Consider the following 18,175-nt stretch of genomic DNA (forward strand, 5'->3'; position numbering starts at 1 on the left):
AGCTACACGCTTTGCGCCACATCCTTTATTCACGGTGTTCCCAAAACAACTTCTTCGGCAATAAGTCTTTTTTCATAAAAACATGAGAAACTATTTTTAGAAAAAACTCCTTATTGCTTGAAGCTACACGCTTTGCGCCACATCCTTTATTCACGGTGTTCCTAAAACAACTCCTCCAGATAATTTGCATCCACGGCAAAATATGAAAAGCTATTTTGCGTGTTTGCTCACTATCTTGTCGGAGCTAAGCGTTTTGCACCACATCCTTTTTCTACTACTCTTTCATCGCAGCTTTTAAAGCAGCTGCCAAAGGACTTTCTTCCGGCTCTTCCGGCTGTGAATATTTTTTCATCAGACGACGCTCTTCATGCTTCGTCATCTTTTTCTTTTGCTCTTTTTTCCCTAACATTTTTTCTGTCGTTCCATCATATTTACAACGGAAATAAGCGCCATTTTTCCCCTCAATGATTTCCATTTTTCGATGACATTGTGGGCAACGATGGTTCGACACCTTAGGATCTTTTCGTCGACGATAACTACAGTCCGCATTCGTACAGACATAGATTTTACCGTCACGCGTATTTTTTTCTCGTAAATTTGAACCACATTCAGGACATTTCTTTTGTGTAATTGAAAAATCTTGATAAGATTGCTTGCTTGTTTTGATTTCTTGAACTAAACGTTTCGTTTCCTTTTCAATTCCTTGTAAAAATTGACCCGCCTGTTTTTTTCCTGCGGCAATGGCTTCCAGATCTTTTTCCCAACTTTCAGTCAATTCCGGTGTAACTAATGAAGGATTAACTAACTCAAGTAATTGCTTACCTTTCGGCGAAACTTGTAGACCAGCTGGTGTCCGCTCCATTAATTCTGATTTAATCAATTTTTCAATAATCTCCGCACGAGTCGCTGGTGTGCCCAAACTATACTTCTCCATAAATCCAAGTAAACTTGCTTCAGTTAATGGCTTTGGCGGTGCAGAAAGTTCTTTTTTGATAGTAAAGTTTGGCGTAATGCGCTGCCCTTTTTTCCATTCAACTTCGTTAACCGTTTCTTCCGCTGATTTCTTCCAGCCAGCTTGAACCACTCGATTTTGACGAAAAACAAATATTTCTTTTCCAAAATTTACGGTGATTTTTGTCTGGCTCACTTTATGTGGTTCAGCAAATAACGTTAAGAAACGTGTGACGATCATTTGATAAATTTTTTGTTCCTCGTTGCTCAATTTTTCATAACGTGGACGATTTTCCGTTGGTAACAGCGCATGATGATCAGTTACTTTGCTATCTTGAAAAACTTTTGTTTGTTTCACCACTGCGCCATTTTTCAAGTAAAGTTTCACTTCTGGTGCAAAATCACTAACAGCTTGTAGACGCTCTTTCATCGTGCTTTTCATATCATTTGTCAAATACTTACTATCTGTACGCGGATAAGTCACGATTTTGTGTGTTTCATACAAACTTTGAACTAAACTTAATGTTTTTTTCGCTGAATAACCATGTCGTTGGTTCGCTTCACGCTGGATTTCTGTCAAATCATAAGGCAACGGAGCAGGTTCAGTCTTTAGCTTTTCTTGAATCTCTGTTACCGTACCATTCGACTGACTTAATGTTTTCACAAGTGCTTGTGCTTCTTCTATTTTTTTCAACGCAAATTGATTTTTTTGAATCATTTTCGCTTGTTCGTTAGCAACCGCTAAATGGATTGTAAAATAAGTCTGTGGTCGAAATTGTTCAATCTTCTTTTCTTGATCACGTACTAAAGCTAAAGTTGGTGTTTGCACACGGCCTGCAGATAAATTATCCTGATATTTAACCGTCAATGCTCGTGTCACATTTAAACCGACTAACCAGTCTGCTTTTGCTCTTGCCAAAGCAGACGCATAAAGTGCATCGTATTCTTTGGCTGGCTTGAGGTGCTTAAATCCATCTTTGATTGCTTTATCTGTTTGAGAAGAAATCCATAAACGTTTTACTGGTTTATTAAAATGTACGTATTCTAAAATCCAGCGCGCGACTAACTCGCCTTCTCTTCCAGCATCCGTTGCAATGACAACTTCATCCACATCTTTTCGGGTTGCTAATTGCTTGATTGCCTTTAATTGATGCCCAGTTTTTGGTAGTGGTTTGATTCCTAGATTTTTGGGAATCATCGGTAATGTTTCCATCTGCCAACTCTGCCATTCTTTGTTCAAGTCTTCTGGCATTTTCAGTCCCAATAAATGACCAAGGGCCCAGGTCACAATCACCTTGGGTCCTTCGTAATAATTTTTATGTTTTTGATTAGCTCCAAGCACCTTGCTTAGGTCTTTGGCAACGCTTGGTTTTTCCGCTAGAATTAGTTGTTTCATAAAATTCCTTTCCACTTTCTACGCTGAGTGGTTGATTTTCTTTTAATAAAGCTAAACCTTTATATTGTTGGAGATCATCATCACATTCTTCACACCAGCGCTCTTCTCCTTCATTCCAAAAGGCGCTTAGAAAGTTGCTCTTCGCATTGATATATTCATATTTTTGATGGATTGCGATCCATTGTTTTTCATACTCAGCTTTGGCTTCTTCAAAAGAATCAAAGATTTTCTCATCTTGAATATCTTCTTCCCAATTCTCGAAAAACCACCATGGCTCATTATCACCAAACATGGTTATTACTTGATACATATTTGCGTTCCCTCTTTTCAACTTAGACGTAAGCATTTTGTTCTGCTCGTTTCACAATAGCTACATCTTAGTCACTTTTCAAAAAAGTTGCAAGAAATCACTCTTACGAAAATCAATCTATTTTAATTTTCATTTATCCAAACCTTTTTTAGATGACAATGTCGCAATAAAATCTTCAATCATCCAGCGATAGCTTTCTTCTGGATCCACTTGTGGTTCACGAGTAAAATAGCCTAAAAAACGTAAAGATAAATACCCATGGATCAGACTTCTTAGCTCACGGCTGCGATGAACTTTTTCTTCATTTGTTAATTCAAATACTTCAAAAATCTGCAAGATGATTTGATTCGTTTCATGGATCCCATCGAGTAAAATTTCTTCATTCGTGTGGGGAATACTAATCAATAACTCATAGACTGCGCGATTGGCAAAAGCAAATTCTTGATAAGTTTTTGCGTATATTCGGAGTGCCTCAGCACCACTTTTCCCAACTAATGCTCGTAACAATTGGTCATTCAGTTCACGTAAAAGCTGCGCAGTCAACGCCGTTTTCACCTCACGAATATTTTTAAAATAGTTATAGAGTGAAGGCGACTTGATGTCTAAACGTTTTGCTAAATGTTGAAAAGTAAGTTGTTGCACATCCATTTCTTCTGCTAACTCACGAAAACAGTCGATGATTTTTTCTTGAGACAGATTTCTCTTTTTCATTTCTTTAATCTCCTCATAAGTAAAAAAATCCTTAACATTCATAGTTTAACATGAAAAACTCGGATAAAAAAGGAAGTTTTGTTGATAAACTACAAGTTGTAGTTTATAATAATCGACTGTAGATGAAAATTTTCAGAAAGAAGGATTTTGCTTGACTACGGAAATAAAAAGAAAAATATTTAGAAGAAGAGAAGTTTGGGAACGCAATCTACTCGTTTTATGGTTTGGAACTTTTATGGCTGGTATTGGGTTCAGTCTGGTCATGCCATTTATGTCACTTTACATAGATACGTTAGGTCATTATAGTACCGCTCAGTTGAATTTTTGGAGTGGCTTAACCTTTTCTTCTACTTTTTTGGTAACGACGATTATCTCCCCATGGTGGGGAAAACTTGCCGATCAAAAAGGGCGAAAATTGATGCTGTTACGTGCTTCTCTTGGGATGGCAGTTGTGATTGCCTTAATGGGTTGCGTCAGCAATGTTTATCAACTTGTTGGCTTACGTCTTTTGCAAGGTATCTTTTCGGGCTACATCAGTAATGCCACCGCTCTCGTTGCGACAGGTACTCCTAAAGAAAAAAGTGGTCAAGTTCTTGGAACACTGGCTACTGGATCAGTTACTGGAACATTACTCGGTCCGCTGTTAGGTGGTATTTCTGCTTCAACCTTTGGCTATCGTCCAACATTTTTCATTACTGGAATTATTTTATTTTTGGTTTTTCTACTTAGTCTATTTTTTGTTCATGAAGAATTTATACCTGTGAAAAAAGAAAACATGGTTTCTGCTAAACAAATTTTTCGAGAGCTTAAGTATCCTCAAGTTGTCTTGGGAATGTTTATCACTACAATGATTATCCAAGCATCTAATAATTCAATTAGTCCAATCATTAGTTTGTATATTCGTCAGTTATTGAATGGACATGGAGACGTGACTTTAGTTAGCGGAATTATTGCATCGATTCCTGGGATAGCAACTTTGATTGCAGCACCTCGTTTTGGACGGCTTGGTGATCGAATCGGTAGTGAACGAATTCTAGCAATCGGCTTAGGCTTTGCCGTCTTAGTTTATATTCCAATGGCATTTGTCACAAATGTTTGGCAGCTTGCTGGTTTGCGTTTTTTAGTTGGGATCTCGGATGCTTGTCTTCTTCCAGCGGTTCAAGCATTGATCACGAAATATTCACCACATCACGCTGCTGGTAGAATTTTTAGTTACAATCAATCTTTCCAAGCGACAGGGAATGTGATTGGTCCAATGATTGGTTCAAGCGTTTCAAGTGCTTTTGGTTATCGGGGCGTGTTTCTCTCAACCTCGTTACTCGTTATGGTTAATTTTTTATTAGTCCGTCATAATACACAAGAAATCCATGAACCCGTTGTTGAAAAGTCAGTTTCTTTAGATGATTCAGCATTAACAGAGCATTCTTTGAAAAAAAAACAATTACATTAACTAAAAAATGAAAAGGTTGGTTGCCATGTCAGCCAGCCTTTTTTACACCAATTTCTCTTAACTTATCTGCTAGTAAATAAAAAAATAGCTACTCCCAATTAGGAGCAGCTATTTTTTTATTTATTTTTTGTTACTTGCGTTACTTAAAATAATCATTAATGTTTGTTCTAAACGATGACAACTGCTTTTGAACATCATTCCTTATCTTCTCGGAGTTAAACGATTTGGGCTGCAACCTTTGATATTCGGTGCTCTCAAATCAACTCCTTGTGATAACTCTTGATTGTTCCAAACGATGACAACTGTTTTTGAACATCACTCCTTATCTTCTCGGAGTTAAACGATTTGGGCCGCAACCTTTGATATTCGGTGCTCTCAAATCAACTCCTTGTGATAACTCTTGATTGTTCCAAACGATGGCAACTGTTTTTGAACATCACTCCTTATCTTCTCGGAGTTAAACGATTTGGGCCGCAACCTTTAGATATATTGCAACACTTTTGCTTCTTGGAAGGCATTATCAATTAAACCGCCACCCAAACATTCCATTCCATCATAAAAGACAACTGCTTGCCCTGGTGTGATCGCACGTACTGGTTCATCAAAAATGACTTCTGCACGATTTCCAGGAAGTAAGCGAACCGTTACAGGAACATCTTGTTGACGATAACGGAATTTCGCTGTGCATTTGAATTCTTTCGGCATTTCATTGTTGGTTGTGAAATGAATTTCACTTGCTTCAAGACTTGTTGCATACAAGGCAGGATGATTAAATCCTTGTCCAACATATAACGTGTTTGTTGTTAAGTCTTTTCCAACAACAAACCATGGTTCTTGTGTCTTTCCGCCACCACCAATTCCTAATCCTTGGCGTTGACCGATTGTGTAATACATTAAACCAGCATGTTGTCCCATGACTTCACCATCAAGCGTCACCATGTTTCCTTTTTTTGCTGGTAAGTAATTGCTTAAAAATTGTTTGAAATTCTTTTCTCCAATAAAACAGATCCCAGTTGAGTCTTTTTTCTTTGCTGTCGCTAAGCCAGCACGTTCAGCAATGGCACGTACTTCTGATTTTTCCATACCGCCTAGTGGGAACATTGTTTTTGCTAATTGTTCTTGTGACAATTGGCTCAAGAAATAGGTTTGATCCTTGTTATTGTCCACACCACGAAGCATGTGAACCACACCATTTTCATCACGAGAAACTTGTGCATAATGCCCAGTTGCTACATATTCTGCACCTAAATCCATTGCGTAATCTAAAAATGCCTTAAACTTGATTTCTTTATTACACATCACATCTGGATTTGGTGTCCGTCCTGCACGGTATTCTGCTAAGAAATATTCAAACACTCGATCCCAATATTCTTTTTCAAAATTCACAGAGTAATAAGGAATTCCAATTTGCGCTGCAACTTTTGCAACATCTTTGTAGTCTTCCGTCGCTGTACATACGCCATTTTCGTCAGTATCGTCCCAATTTTTCATGAAGATACCAACGACATCATACCCTTGTTCCTTTAGTAAAAGTGCTGTTACTGATGAGTCAACTCCGCCACTCATCCCTACGACAACGCGTGTTTTGCTGTTGTCTGTCATACTATCACCATCATTTCAATTAGATTTTCTGAAACATCTACGAGTTGAAGGTCGCAACTTTTCAGTGCTTTCCATTATACGTCATTTTTTTGAAAATTTCATCTCTTTGTTCTTAAGATTTTACCAAAAATAATTTCAATAATTTATAACCAAAAAATCACCGTTTTATATAAGATGAAGTTTGTTCATAATCGGTTAATTTTTGCTAATTCTTCTTGCTTTGCTTGAAAAATTTCATCAATGTTTGCTTCTGATAATGGCGATCCGAATGGTAAGGTTTTGGCTAATAATTTCCTTTCCGGCGCATCTACACCCACATTTACATCATTGCCGATTGGAACACTATAATTATGGATGTGACCGTGCAAATTACGAACGGCATCATTTTGCCCCAACAATAAAGGATAATGCGTTAAGTAATATTGATGGTGATTAAATTTAACGATTGCACCGACATCATGAAAATAAAACTTCTTGTCTTGATTCATCATTCCAGGATCATTTTTTTCTAAATAACGAAAAAAGGCACGGCTATCATGGTTGCCTTTAATAAAATGGATTTCCCCATTTAGTTGTTTCACTTGTTCAAGTATTTCCTGACTCCCCTTTTCATACTGAGGATGCATGGCAAGATCACCTAAGTGATAAACGGTATCTTGCTCTTTTACAATAGCATTCCAGCTATCGATAAGTTGAGCATTCATTTCATCAACTGTTTTAAATAAACGTGGAGCAAAATCATTTTGTCCTAATAGAGCCTCATGAAAAAAATGAAGATCACTAATAAAATAATTCATGTTCTCGCCTCTTTCTAAACTTATCAAGTTCTCTTTATTTTAGCGTTCTTTTGCTAAAATCACTAAAGTTAAAGCCAAATAAAGGGAAGTTGTTTTTCATTCATGCTAAACTGAACGTAGCTATTGCTTAAACTAAACGAGAGAGAAGGGAAAACATTATGACAATCTCATTTACTGGAACAATCAAACCAGACCAAACAATTATCGAGTTAGCTGAGAGCCAAGGAACCTTAACCATTTCAACTAAGAAAGTAGAACCTATGGACAACTCTTTTGAATTATACTTCCAAAATCGCCACTGTGTTGGAATTGATTCCGTACCTAAAGACTTCGATACGCTTATTTTGGTAACGCTCCCTTGGGAAATAGAAGCAAATTATTTAAGTCACTCCTTTTTAGTACTCGCAGAAGAAAACAACTTAACCATTTCGAAACCAGAAGAAATTGCCAAGCAGATCCCTACAAATGTTTTACCGAAAATCGAGGAAACACGCGAACAATTTTTGCGTATACTGACAACAATCGGTTACTTCTTCTTGCCAGCAGAAACAAAGAAAAAGAAACCAGCCAAAGCACGTCATCGTTGGACAAAAGAAGTCAGTGAGATTCCATTCACTGTTCATTTTCGTGGCAGTAAAGCCACCCTTTATTGGAAAAGTCGAAATGAAATGCTAGTTAAAAAAGGCGCTATTATGATGGAGGAAGCTCCGCTTAATAAAGACGGTTCCGTGAGTTACGCCGCAAAGTATGGTGACAAATTACGTGCCGATCATCAAGAAAACATTTCTGGTAATAAAACAACTGCTGATATTATTTTGAAAAGTGTCAATGAAGTGAGTCTGTTCCTTTACTTTGGCGGGACAAACAGTTGGCTTGAAATTCTGGATGAGAATGGGAAAAGTCTAGATGAATGGACTAGAGTAGACTAATTAATTGATAAAAAATTCAAACAAAAAAAAGTAGCATCAAACATAGTAAAACAGGAGCTGTGACAAAATGATTGTCATAGCTCCTGTTTCTTAATAGGCGATATTTCCCAAATCAGCTTTTTCGGCAACAAGTCCTCTTTTCATAAAAATATGAGGAACTATTTTTAGAAAAATTTCTTATTGCGTGAAGCTGACCGCTTGGAGCTACAACCTTTTTTCCTCGGTGTTCCCAAAACAACTCCTCGCAATAGCTTGCATCCACTTCAAAATATGAAAGGCTATTTTGAGTGCCAGCTCGCTATCTTGTCGGAGCTAAACGTTTTGCGCCACAACCTTTTCCTCGGTACTCAAGAAGTAACTCCTTCAAAATAAGAATAAATTTCACAAAAATTTTAGAAGCAATTTCTGAAAATTTATTCTTATTTATTAGAGCTGAGCGTTTTGAGCCACAGCTTTTATTCACGGTGTTCACAAAGTAGCTTCTTCGGTAATAAGTCTTTTTTTCATAAAAACATGAGAAACTATTTTTAGAAAAAATTCCTTATTACTTAAAGCTAACCACTTTGAGCCACAGCCTTTTTCTTAACGAATCAAATCTGTGTCTGGATGTTCCAATAATTGCTTGACTTGTTTTCGCGTTGTCAATGGTACATCCCCTTGAATCGCATGCGCAAGTCGTGCATTGGCAATAGCAAATGCAACAGTTTCTTCCAATGACCAGCCTTCTGCAAAACCAAGTAGGATTCCTGCGGCATACGCATCTCCAGCACCAATCCGATCTAAAACCTCTAATCGTTGTTTGGGTATTTCAAATGCGTCTGTCGGCGTTATCAAATAACCGCTCAAAAATTTTTCGTGATTAATCACTTGGCGTTTTGTACCAGCAAACCACGTAATATCATAATGTGCTAAAAAGGATTGGATAAAGGCTGTTTCATTTTCTGAAACGGAGACTTCTGTTTTCCATTGCATCAACTCCACCAAATCTCGGGTGGAACCAAAAACTATCGTACAATAAGGCAATATTTCTTCGTAACGCTGTTTCATTTGCTCTTTTTTCCCTGGTTCTTGGTTTAAACTTGGGCGAAAATTAAAATCAAAACAAACGATTTTCCCCGCAGCATGTGCCTCTTTTGCCAACGTAATCGCCGTTTGTGCTGTAATTTCAGTCAAACTTAAACTAATTCCGCAGATATGAAGCATATCCACTTGCTCAATGAATTGTTTCACGTCATAAGCTTCGATTGGAGACAAACTAAACGAACTACTTTTTCGGTTTTGGTAAGTCACTTCGGTTGGTCTTGCACCAAATCCCATCTCCGCAAAGTACGTACCAATATGTTGATGTTGTTGAACGATATACGCTGTTTGAATACCTAAACTTTTTAAATTAGCTAACGCAGCTTTCCCCAAACGATTATCGGGTAACGCCGTCAACAGATAACTTTCTATTTCAAAATGTGCTAAATTTCCAACCAGATTCACACCTGTTCCCGTATACGCCATTCGCAAAGTATGTGTTTGTTCCAATTGCAAATGTTCAGGGGGCGTCAAGCGTAACATCACTTCACCATATGCACCAATCTTCATTTTTTTCACTTTACTTCACCAGCTTCTCCATCATTTCCAATAACGTTTTAACATCTTCAACTTTTGTATCTCCTGTTTCTGAATCAATAATTGAGCTATAAACATGGGGAATGATTTTTTTCACACCAGCATCAACGGCAATCTGCACGATCTCTTCGAAATTCGCCAAATCAATGCCACCAGTTGGCTCCAACGCAAAAGCGAATTCCGCACAAGCTTTTGCGACTGCTTGATATTCTTCTTTGTGCGCAAGTCCCTTCATAGGGAAATATTTAATGGATGTCCCGCCCATGTCTTTTAACAACTGAATAGCTGTTTCAATTGGTACTTCAGCTGCAGGTGCTTGTGAACTTAATGGCCCAGTTGCGATATTGACATAGCCCACTTTTCCAGTCGGTGACACAAGACCATTGACAACTGTTTCTTCTTGTTGTAGTAATGCTCGTGAAGCACCTACTCCCGTAAATACTTGGTTCACATGTTGTGGTTGCAAAACAGCCGACAGTCTTGAGACCATTTGGCTTTGATTGGGATCGCCCGCACCCAAACCAACGGACAAAGCATTATTCGTTGCTTCTTGATATTTTTTCATATCAGTAATTGCTGCTTCATCTGTTTCGTAATTTTTTGAAAGAACACCTAAAACAATATGACCATTGGCTGCTTCATAACATGCTTTTGCATTTTCGACAGAGTTTGCTAAAACGTTTAGACAAATTCGATCGGCTAAATAATTTGGACTAAGTGACATCTTCATTCTCCTCATCAATTGGTTTTAGTTTAAAATTTCTGCTAATCGTGTAATAATTTTTTTCATTTCGGCTTCTGTGACTGACCGAATATCAAATTCGATCACACCATTGTTTGCCTGATATTCTCTTGTATAGATGGCAGGATCTTTTTCTTTCAACTCAGTAATCACTTCTTTAGCTGACTTTTCACCTGAAACTTTGATGCTTGCCCGATAAATATCCCGACCAGCACCATCCTGCACGATTTTTGCTTCAATATTTGGTAGTTGGTTCATCGCCTCAACAAAAGGAAGTAATCTTTTTTTCATTGATTCCCCAGTTTCACTTCCTGTAAGTAAATAGTCCTCAACGGCTTGAGTAAAGCCTAGTAAATTATCTTTGCCGATTTTCATCGCACGTCCGATTCCTTTGCTTTGCAAACGAACCCATTCCACATACGTTTTCTTGCCAATCACTAAGCCAGCACTAGGGCCTTCAATTGCTTTCGCGCCAGAGTAAATTACTAAGTCGGCACCAAGTTGACTATAAGTAAACAAATCTTCTTCTGCGGCTGCATCAACAATTAAAGGAAGATCATGTTGATGTGCCACTGCTGCAGCTTCTTGGACACTCAGCATACTTTTTTGAACGGTGTGATGACTTTTAATATATAAAATTGCTGCTGTTTCTTCCGTAATCATCATTTCTAGGTGATCAGGTGTACACATATTGGCATATCCTGCCTCGACAACTTGTCCACCACCTTGTTCAACCATCACTTCAACAGGCGTACCATAATCCACATTATGACCCTTAGGTAAAATGATTTCTCGCTTGGTGATTTTTTTGGTATAAGGGTGATACACGTGATAGGCACTTCCTTGCCCAATAATGCCAGCAACTGACTGTGCAATTCCAGCTGAGGCACTCGAAACGATTTGAGTATCTTCGACTTGAAGTAGCCCAGCCAAGTAGCTCCCTGTTTCTTTCACTAATTCACTCATTTCAAAAAAGTGTTCACCGCCAAAACGCTGCGCTTCCAGCACTTTTTCTGAAACCTTTGATACACCTAGAATGGTCATTTTTCCAGAAGCGTTGATGACTTCTTTTAAGTGAAATTTTTCATAACTGACAGTCATAAATTTCCCCTCCAATAATGGTTTTGACTGGTTTGATCTGACTATCCGTCGTCCGAGTAAAACCATTGGAATCTGTTAACACTTTTGGTTCTTCTAAAAATTCAAAAATCGTTAAATCTGCATCAAATCGTTCTTTCAACTGCCCTTTATTGGCTAGATGAAAGTTTTCCGCAGGTGCCTTTGTTACTTTTTCAATAATTTCTTCCCAAGAATAACCAACGACATGTAACTTTTCCATCGTGGTTGCTAAATCATAAACTGGTCCATTTTCACGATTACGAATATAGATATCCGTACTAATTGATGATGCTTTGATATTTGCTTGTTTTGCGACTTCTGCCACATGAAAATTGAAACTATCTGTCCCATGACCAATATCAAAAATGATTCCTTTCGCAAAGGCTTCTTTAGCAATCAATTTGATTTCATTTGTTTCTGAATCAAGGATACCATTACTTTTTCCATTGAAACAGTGAGTCAAGACATCTCCCTTTTCCATTCTAGCTAAAACTTCGGCTAATTCTGGTGGCGCAGAACCAATATGAACCATTAAAGGTAGATGCTGATTCTCATTTTGGATTTTTTTAGCTAAATCTAGTGGTGTGATGCCATTTTTTCCTACCACAGTTTTACTCATTCGTGCCTTGATTCCAACAATGAATTCAGGAAGTTCATTCATTTTTTGTTTCACTAATGTTTCTTGCACTTTACTTAAATCAGCTAACTCATCTTGCGTGACAATTCCCCATTTAGAGATATTCAGTAGCGCATAGACATTCGTTTTTGCTTGCTTGGCGTAACGATAAAACGTTTCGATATTTTCTGCGCCAGTTGTTCCGGCATCAATAACGGTCGTCACACCTTTTTCAACGCCAATTTTATCCGGATAATCATAATAAAGCGTCATTTCTTCAAAACAATGTACATGATCATCAATCCAGCCAGCTGATAAATATTGCTGTGAGGATAAGGTCAACGTTTCTTTTGTCTCTCCCGTAATTTTGGGTGCAATTTGGCTGATTTTCCCATTTTCAATACCAATTTCAAAGGACGGACCTTTAAGTTCTTTTGCATTTTTTATTACTAAATCAAACATGGCGACACCCTACTTTTCAATAAATTTAAATTTTGACCAAGGATGAATAAATGGCAATAAAATAAGCTCTTCTTCACGAATTGTTCCTACTTTATTTTTTCTTGAATCACTATGAGGCTCTAAAACGACTTGAAGTTCATTTTTGTATTTGCCAAATTGATCATTGCCAATCACAACGTCACCCACCTGAAATTCAAAACTTGCATCATGGACAGGATTGTCTACATTTTTATATTTTTTTCGTACTTCAGTTGAACGAATCACTTGGTTGGTAATATCTCCACGACGAACATGTTGCTCATTCAATACGATTTGACGCTCTACTTCATTTACTTCTGGTACAAATTCAATCGCAAAAACAGTTTGATAACGATCAATCTTGCCTAAAGCTTCTAGCTCTTCTTCTGAAGCATATGCATTTCCGATAATAACGTCATCAATCAAGTCTGTCGCAAATAAATGTTTTGCAGCAACATCAACAGGTAAATGGCGATGCATTTCTAATGTTGGTAACCCATCGTTGATGTCCCAAGGGCCAATTTCTCCAACTTGTGAAGTAATGAATGCCGCTGTGCGAATACCTTGACGTTTAAAGCGTTGGCTACATTTTTCAAAAAATTCAAAAGGTAAAGCCGTGCCTTCTTGGGGATAAAAATTATGACAACCATATAAAAATGGTGTATTTGCTTGATAAGTCAAAATGTTATCTAAGTAAGCAACATCATTACTCATATTTAATTCGATTGCTAATTCATAAGGATTGTATGTTAGCATTGCTTCCTTATTTCCATCAAAACCTAAATCTAAACGAATGCCATCCGCACCTAATTCGTTGAAAAAACTCAAATCATCATACGAAATGCCAAGCTGTTCAAAAATCGTTGGTGCAACATCTAAAATCGTTTCGTAACCAAGTGATTTGGCGAAAAAAATCAAATTTTTGAATTTTTCTTTGACAACTTCACTATCTTCATTGATTTCTAACATACTCATAAAAATTCGACGGAAACCATAACGATGTGCCAGTTCAATATAAGCACGATCTGTCTCACTATCACTGTGGTCTGGATAAACTGAAATACCTAAAACTCTCTTCATACTTCTTCTCCTCGTTCCATTTTTTCAAATTTTTTTCGGTACTTATAAGCAATACTTGTGGCAAAAAGAATGGTCACAATTCCTACAAGTTGGTGTAAACCAGCAAAAAGTCCACTCAAAATAATCACAGTTGAAATACCAATGATTGCAATAACTAGAAAATAACGTAATTTCATCTGCTCCATTTTTGGAGGTAATCCTCTTTTTTCCAAATAAGTATGTGCTGCAATTAACACAACTATGCCAACGATCAGTTCCATTTTTTCACCACCATTCACTTTTACTGATTCAATTCAATAAAGGGCAGGACTGCATCCCGCCCTTCGTTGTTTATTGTTCTTGCGTGATCCCAGTATTCAATACTTCTTGTGTTGCTTGTTCTTGTGCCTGTTCTTCAGCTTCTCTTGCTAGCTGTTGTTTTTCAAATACTTTAAAGAATGGATAGTAAATTCCTAACGTAATGAAGAAGTTCACCACAACTAAGATTCCTGCGGCTACGCTCCAATTCGTGCTCATCCAAGCAGCGATTGGTGCAGGCATTGCAAATGGTAAGCGTGCGACCATCATCGGTACAACTCCGCTGATTGTTAAGACATAAGATAAAGTTGTTGTAATCAACGGTGCTACGATAAATGGAATACCTAAAACAGGATTCATCACGATTGGAGCCCCGAAAATCACTGGTTCATTGATGTTAAATAAGCCAGGGAGAATGGATAATCGTCCTAAACTCTTCAAATATTTTGATTTTGAGAACATGAACAACACGACTAAAGCAAGGGTTGTTCCAGCGCCACCAATCCAAATGAACCATTGTAAAAATTGTTCTGTGAAAATATTTGGCATGTTTTGTGCACTTGCTCCAGCATTGAATGCATCAATGTTTTCAGCAATTGAAATATCCCAAAACGGACGGATAACAGGTCCCATGATTGCTGGCCCATGAATCCCTAAAACCCAGAAGAAGCAGATTAAGAAAACAGTTAGTAAACCACCAAACAAGCTATTTCCAGCTAAAATTCCTTTTAGAGGCATCAAAATTTGACTTAAGAATCCATTCAAATCGAATCCTAGCATATGACGAATAACCCAGAAGAAAATCAAGATTACTGCACCTGGGATCAAAGCGACAAATGAATTGGTGACTTCAGGTGGCACGCCATCTGGCATTTTGATGGTAATTTTCTTTTCAATAAAAAAGCGATAAATTTCTACAGAAATAATTGCAGTTACGATTGCACCAAATAATGACCCTGAACCTAAATTAGCAATATTGATATAGCGTCCTGCACCAATCACGTTATCCACATCTTCAAATACACGTGTTGGTGGTGCTGCAACGATCAAAAATGACATTAATGCTAAAATTCCGGCTGTTAATGAATCGACTTTGTAGCTTTTTGCTAATGATGAAGCAATCCCGAAAGTTGCATATAATGCTAAGATCCCAACGGTGTAACGAAATGGAATATCTAAAATTTCTCGGTATGGTTCAATCACTGCAGCAACTGATTCAATCGGAATATTTAACAAAATAGTAAAAAATGAACCAACAATCGTTAATGGCATTGTTGCGATGATTCCCTTTCTGATTGCAGTCATGTGTCGTTGTGTTCCAATTCGATTGGCTACTGGCATAATCTTTTGCTCAATGATGCCTACAAATTTATCCATGTTGCTCCCCCTCTAGTTCCTTTTGTTGTTATAACATTATAATGTTTACACAAAGAGAATAACACATATTTTTTATAATGTAAACGCTTTTTAAAATACAAAAAAGAAAAAGTGGAATCATTGTGAAGTGCGCCCCCTAAGTTAGACCCAAAAATCTAACTTAAGGGGTTTTTTTAGTGGTCAAATATGATTATGAGTTTAAAAGAATCGTCGTCGAAGCTTATCAGAATGGTGAAGGTGGCTATGGAATCTTGGCTCGTCGCTTTCATATTCCAGCAGATTCAACTGTAAAAAAATGGGTAAAAACTGTTGAACGACTTGGCTTCAGCGCTCTAAATCGAAGGAAAGGCAAACAAACTTATTCTTCTCAATTCAAGCAAGATGTCATACACTATTATTTGACTAGTGGTGACTCTTACCTTGATGTTGCGTTGAACTATGGATTGCCATCTGGAGACCTACTCCAGCACTGGCATCAAGTATTTCTACGCGAAGGCATGGAAGGTCTTTCACCAAAACCGAAAGGAAGACCGTCTATGACAAAGAAAAAGAAGATGAAAACACCAAAGAAACCATTGACGCGCGAGCAGGAACTGGAACGAGAGAATGAACTGCTTCGTGCAGAACTGGCCTTCATAAAAAAGCTCCGAGCTTTAGGGATGACTATCCCGGATCGACTCAAGAACGAGACGCACGAATCATCCACGAACTCCGAAAAGAGTTCCGATTAGGGATTCTCCTTGAAGCGACGAAATTTCCTAAAGCAACGTATATGTATTGGCAACAGCGCTTTGACCGTGAAAATCCAGACGCCGCATTAGAAAAAATGATTACAGAAATTTTCGAAGAAAACAATGGCAATTATGGCTATCGTCGGATTCAAATTGTCTTGAATGAGCGTGGACTAAAAGTGAACCAAAAGAAAATCCGCCGATTGATGTGTAAGCTTGGACTGAAATGCGCGAAGTTCACACGAAAATCTCGTAAGTACTGTTCTTACAAAGGAACGGTTGGACAAGTGGCGAAAAATCGTATTCATCGCCGTTTTTATACATCGGTTCCACATCAAAAAATCACTACAGATACCTCTGAATTTAAGTATTACGAAAGGGACAATACGAAGGGAATCGTAATCAAAAAACTGTACCTTAACCCGTTCCTTGATATGTTTAATGGGGAAATTTTGTCTTACCGAATTTCAGAGACACCAACGTTAAAGGCCATTCTTGAGGCTCAAAAAGAAGCGATTGACTACACCGCAGATTGTCCATATCGTCGGACATTCCACTCTGACCAAGGTTGGGCTTACCAGTTGAAGCAATATAGAAAACCATTATCAAATAAGAATATTTTTCAAAGCATGTCCCGAAAGGGAAACTGTTTGGACAACTCACTGATAGAAAACTTCTTCGGTTTATTAAAGCAAGAAATGTATCATGGTGTTGAATATACCAGTCTTGAAAGCTTAAAAAAAGCAATTGAGGATTGGATTGATTACTACAACCATCGTCGAATTAAGACGAGGCTTGGCTGTAGCCCAGTTCAGTATCGAGAACGAATAACAGCATAATAAAAATACCGACCAGATTTTCTAGTCGGTATGTGGTCTAACTATTGGGTCTCACTTCATTGTCCTCCCACCTTTTCTTTTTGATGTGCCTTCTTACTTTTCGGTTCAGCTTCCTTACGTTTCATAGTCAATATGATAAGGATGTAAAGCCGTGTGATAGATAGCTTCTGAATACTCAACTAGCTGACCGTCTTCTGTCAATGAACGTCTGATTCGTTTCATTCCTAGCGGTTCAGTTGTTTTCAAGATTGCTTGTTCTTCTTTGCTTAAAAATACCGCAGAAAAATCATCCGAAAATTGATCAATTGCATAACCTTTTTGCGTTAACAAACGATATAAAGATTCTTGATGGAACATTTTTTCCTCTAGCTCAGTAACTGCTTTTGGCAAATAATGCACAAAATAAATATATGGCTTTTCGTTGAGATAATACAATCGCTTAAATCGTACCGCTTGATTTCCAAAAGAAGAAAATAATGGATCTTCTTCTGCCAAATCAATTGGGGTAAGCTCTAAAGTTTCTTTGCGTACTTCATGTTGTGAGTTTTCTAAAATTTGCGTAAAACTTGCTGCTTTAGATAAACGATTATATGGACGATTACTTAAAACCGTTGTGCCACGCCCACTTTTCTTTTCCACATATTCATCAGAAGCTAATAATTCAATTGCCTTACGCACAGTGATTTTACTTACCTGAAACATTTCTTCTAATTCATTTTCCGTCGGTAGCATGGAACCTACAGGATATTTTCCAGAGAAAATATCTGCTTTAATTTTATCTGCAACTTCTAAGTATAATACCCGCGTTCTCTTCATAGTTTCACCCTTTATTTTACTCTTAGTAAAAGAATAGCACATAAAAAATAAAATACAAAAAGAAGAACATAAAAGCCTGGGATTGAATAGATCTCCCAGACTTCTTTATTGCATATACAACAGTGATACCGTTTTTCTTTTTGAGTAATTTCGCGATTTTAGGAAAAATTTTTATCAATTAGCGTTGAGTGTTTGTATCACAATTTCTATCTGCGGTGTTCAAGAATCAACACCCAACTTTCTAAAAACATGGAAAGCCATTTTGAGTGTCAGCTCACTATCTTTTCAGAGCAAAGCGTTTTGCGCCACAACCTT

At 37.6% G+C, this 18,175-nt stretch carries 16 protein-coding genes; 3 read left to right on the forward strand and 13 right to left on the reverse strand.

Going from position 1 to position 18,175, the window contains the following annotated elements; translation table 11 throughout:
• Window positions 1-274: 274 nt before the first annotated feature.
• The 3 genes from IGJ93_RS10410 to IGJ93_RS10420 form a co-directional block, all read right to left on the reverse strand.
• On the reverse strand, window positions 275-2,347 hold the full coding sequence (locus IGJ93_RS10410) for a DNA topoisomerase III (protein WP_285701583.1): 2,073 nt from the start codon (window positions 2,345-2,347) through the stop codon (window positions 275-277).
• Window positions 2,280-2,657 (reverse strand): DUF1033 family protein, encoded by a 378-nt coding sequence (locus IGJ93_RS10415; RefSeq protein ID WP_067482663.1) that lies wholly within the window; start codon window positions 2,655-2,657, stop codon window positions 2,280-2,282. Before IGJ93_RS10415 ends, IGJ93_RS10410 begins: the two co-directional genes overlap by 68 nt.
• Window positions 2,658-2,786: 129 nt before the next feature.
• Window positions 2,787-3,368, reverse strand: a complete 582-nt coding sequence (locus IGJ93_RS10420; RefSeq protein WP_071868838.1) for a TetR/AcrR family transcriptional regulator — start codon at window positions 3,366-3,368, stop codon at window positions 2,787-2,789.
• Window positions 3,369-3,519: 151 nt separating this feature from the next.
• Between IGJ93_RS10420 and IGJ93_RS10425 the strand changes: the two genes are divergently transcribed.
• Window positions 3,520-4,818 carry a multidrug efflux MFS transporter gene (locus tag IGJ93_RS10425; protein WP_071868837.1) on the forward strand — a complete coding sequence of 433 codons (1,299 nt, stop codon included), beginning with the start codon at window positions 3,520-3,522 and terminating at the stop codon, window positions 4,816-4,818.
• Between the two features lie 480 nt (window positions 4,819-5,298).
• Here the strand turns inward: IGJ93_RS10425 and mnmA are convergent, their stop codons facing one another.
• Both mnmA and IGJ93_RS10435 read right to left on the reverse strand, forming a co-directional pair.
• Complete coding sequence (gene mnmA, locus IGJ93_RS10430; protein WP_067482668.1) at window positions 5,299-6,420, reverse strand: tRNA 2-thiouridine(34) synthase MnmA; 1,122 nt, start codon at window positions 6,418-6,420, stop codon at window positions 5,299-5,301.
• A gap of 185 nt (window positions 6,421-6,605) precedes the next feature.
• A complete protein-coding gene (locus tag IGJ93_RS10435) occupies window positions 6,606-7,217 on the reverse strand; it encodes a metallophosphoesterase family protein (protein WP_071868836.1) in 612 nt (203 codons plus the stop codon).
• Window positions 7,218-7,375: 158 nt separating this feature from the next.
• Here IGJ93_RS10435 and IGJ93_RS10440 point away from each other — a divergent pair, with 158 nt between their 5' ends.
• On the forward strand, window positions 7,376-8,146 hold the full coding sequence (locus tag IGJ93_RS10440; protein WP_075491997.1) for a hypothetical protein: 771 nt from the start codon (window positions 7,376-7,378) through the stop codon (window positions 8,144-8,146).
• A gap of 582 nt (window positions 8,147-8,728) precedes the next feature.
• On the opposite strand, the gene IGJ93_RS10445 is transcribed toward IGJ93_RS10440, so the two are convergent.
• The 7 genes from IGJ93_RS10445 to IGJ93_RS10475 form a co-directional block, all read right to left on the reverse strand.
• The gene (locus IGJ93_RS10445) at window positions 8,729-9,736 is read right to left on the reverse strand and encodes a sugar kinase (protein WP_067483112.1); all 1,008 of its coding nucleotides are present in this window, start codon (window positions 9,734-9,736) and stop codon (window positions 8,729-8,731) included.
• Between the two features lie 10 nt (window positions 9,737-9,746).
• Window positions 9,747-10,487: a 2-dehydro-3-deoxy-phosphogluconate aldolase gene (gene dagF / locus IGJ93_RS10450; protein ID WP_071868834.1), complete on the reverse strand. Its 741-nt coding sequence runs from the start codon at window positions 10,485-10,487 to the stop codon at window positions 9,747-9,749.
• 24 nt (window positions 10,488-10,511) lie between these two features.
• Window positions 10,512-11,606 (reverse strand): DgaE family pyridoxal phosphate-dependent ammonia lyase, encoded by a 1,095-nt coding sequence (locus IGJ93_RS10455; protein ID WP_067482676.1) that lies wholly within the window; start codon window positions 11,604-11,606, stop codon window positions 10,512-10,514.
• On the reverse strand, window positions 11,590-12,702 hold the full coding sequence (locus tag IGJ93_RS10460; RefSeq protein WP_067482678.1) for an amidohydrolase/deacetylase family metallohydrolase: 1,113 nt from the start codon (window positions 12,700-12,702) through the stop codon (window positions 11,590-11,592). Before IGJ93_RS10460 ends, IGJ93_RS10455 begins: the two co-directional genes overlap by 17 nt.
• 9 nt (window positions 12,703-12,711) lie before the next feature.
• Window positions 12,712-13,800 (reverse strand): DUF871 domain-containing protein, encoded by a 1,089-nt coding sequence (locus IGJ93_RS10465; protein WP_071868833.1) that lies wholly within the window; start codon window positions 13,798-13,800, stop codon window positions 12,712-12,714.
• On the reverse strand, window positions 13,797-14,060 hold the full coding sequence (locus IGJ93_RS10470; protein ID WP_067482682.1) for a hypothetical protein: 264 nt from the start codon (window positions 14,058-14,060) through the stop codon (window positions 13,797-13,799). The genes IGJ93_RS10465 and IGJ93_RS10470 overlap by 4 nt, the downstream gene beginning before the upstream one ends.
• Window positions 14,061-14,130: 70 nt before the next feature.
• Window positions 14,131-15,474, reverse strand: coding sequence for a PTS sugar transporter subunit IIC (locus tag IGJ93_RS10475; RefSeq protein WP_067482684.1), 1,344 nt, complete (start codon window positions 15,472-15,474; stop codon window positions 14,131-14,133).
• A 176-nt stretch (window positions 15,475-15,650) separates the two neighbouring features.
• Between IGJ93_RS10475 and IGJ93_RS10480 the strand changes: the two genes are divergently transcribed.
• A protein-coding gene (locus IGJ93_RS10480; protein ID WP_095803321.1) for an IS3 family transposase occupies window positions 15,651-17,044 on the forward strand; the annotation gives its coding sequence in 2 pieces (ribosomal slippage) (window positions 15,651-16,191 and window positions 16,191-17,044; 1,395 coding nt in all).
• A 114-nt stretch (window positions 17,045-17,158) separates the two neighbouring features.
• Here IGJ93_RS10480 and IGJ93_RS10485 read toward each other — a convergent pair.
• The gene (locus tag IGJ93_RS10485) at window positions 17,159-17,860 is read right to left on the reverse strand and encodes a GntR family transcriptional regulator (protein WP_067482686.1); all 702 of its coding nucleotides are present in this window, start codon (window positions 17,858-17,860) and stop codon (window positions 17,159-17,161) included.
• Between the last annotated feature and the right edge of the window lie 315 nt (window positions 17,861-18,175).

The sequence above is a fragment of the Enterococcus sp. DIV0174 genome (assembly GCF_050529065.1).
GTDB lineage: Bacteria > Bacillota > Bacilli > Lactobacillales > Enterococcaceae > Enterococcus_B > Enterococcus_B thailandicus.

Coding starts and splice junctions, on each gene's coding strand:
- IGJ93_RS10415 (WP_067482663.1), bottom strand. CDS start 2,657: ATGTATCAAGTAATAACCATGTTTGGTGATAATGAGCCATGGTGGTTT.
- IGJ93_RS10440 (WP_075491997.1), top strand. CDS start 7,376: ATGACAATCTCATTTACTGGAACAATCAAACCAGACCAAACAATTATC.
- IGJ93_RS10475 (WP_067482684.1), bottom strand. CDS start 15,474: ATGGATAAATTTGTAGGCATCATTGAGCAAAAGATTATGCCAGTAGCC.
- IGJ93_RS10460 (WP_067482678.1), bottom strand. CDS start 12,702: ATGTTTGATTTAGTAATAAAAAATGCAAAAGAACTTAAAGGTCCGTCC.
- IGJ93_RS10455 (WP_067482676.1), bottom strand. CDS start 11,606: ATGACTGTCAGTTATGAAAAATTTCACTTAAAAGAAGTCATCAACGCT.
- dagF (WP_071868834.1), bottom strand. CDS start 10,487: ATGTCACTTAGTCCAAATTATTTAGCCGATCGAATTTGTCTAAACGTT.
- IGJ93_RS10470 (WP_067482682.1), bottom strand. CDS start 14,060: ATGGAACTGATCGTTGGCATAGTTGTGTTAATTGCAGCACATACTTAT.
- IGJ93_RS10465 (WP_071868833.1), bottom strand. CDS start 13,800: ATGAAGAGAGTTTTAGGTATTTCAGTTTATCCAGACCACAGTGATAGT.
- IGJ93_RS10420 (WP_071868838.1), bottom strand. CDS start 3,368: ATGAAAAAGAGAAATCTGTCTCAAGAAAAAATCATCGACTGTTTTCGT.
- mnmA (WP_067482668.1), bottom strand. CDS start 6,420: ATGACAGACAACAGCAAAACACGCGTTGTCGTAGGGATGAGTGGCGGA.
- IGJ93_RS10410 (WP_285701583.1), bottom strand. CDS start 2,347: ATGAAACAACTAATTCTAGCGGAAAAACCAAGCGTTGCCAAAGACCTA.
- IGJ93_RS10445 (WP_067483112.1), bottom strand. CDS start 9,736: ATGAAGATTGGTGCATATGGTGAAGTGATGTTACGCTTGACGCCCCCT.
- IGJ93_RS10435 (WP_071868836.1), bottom strand. CDS start 7,217: ATGAATTATTTTATTAGTGATCTTCATTTTTTTCATGAGGCTCTATTA.
- IGJ93_RS10485 (WP_067482686.1), bottom strand. CDS start 17,860: ATGAAGAGAACGCGGGTATTATACTTAGAAGTTGCAGATAAAATTAAA.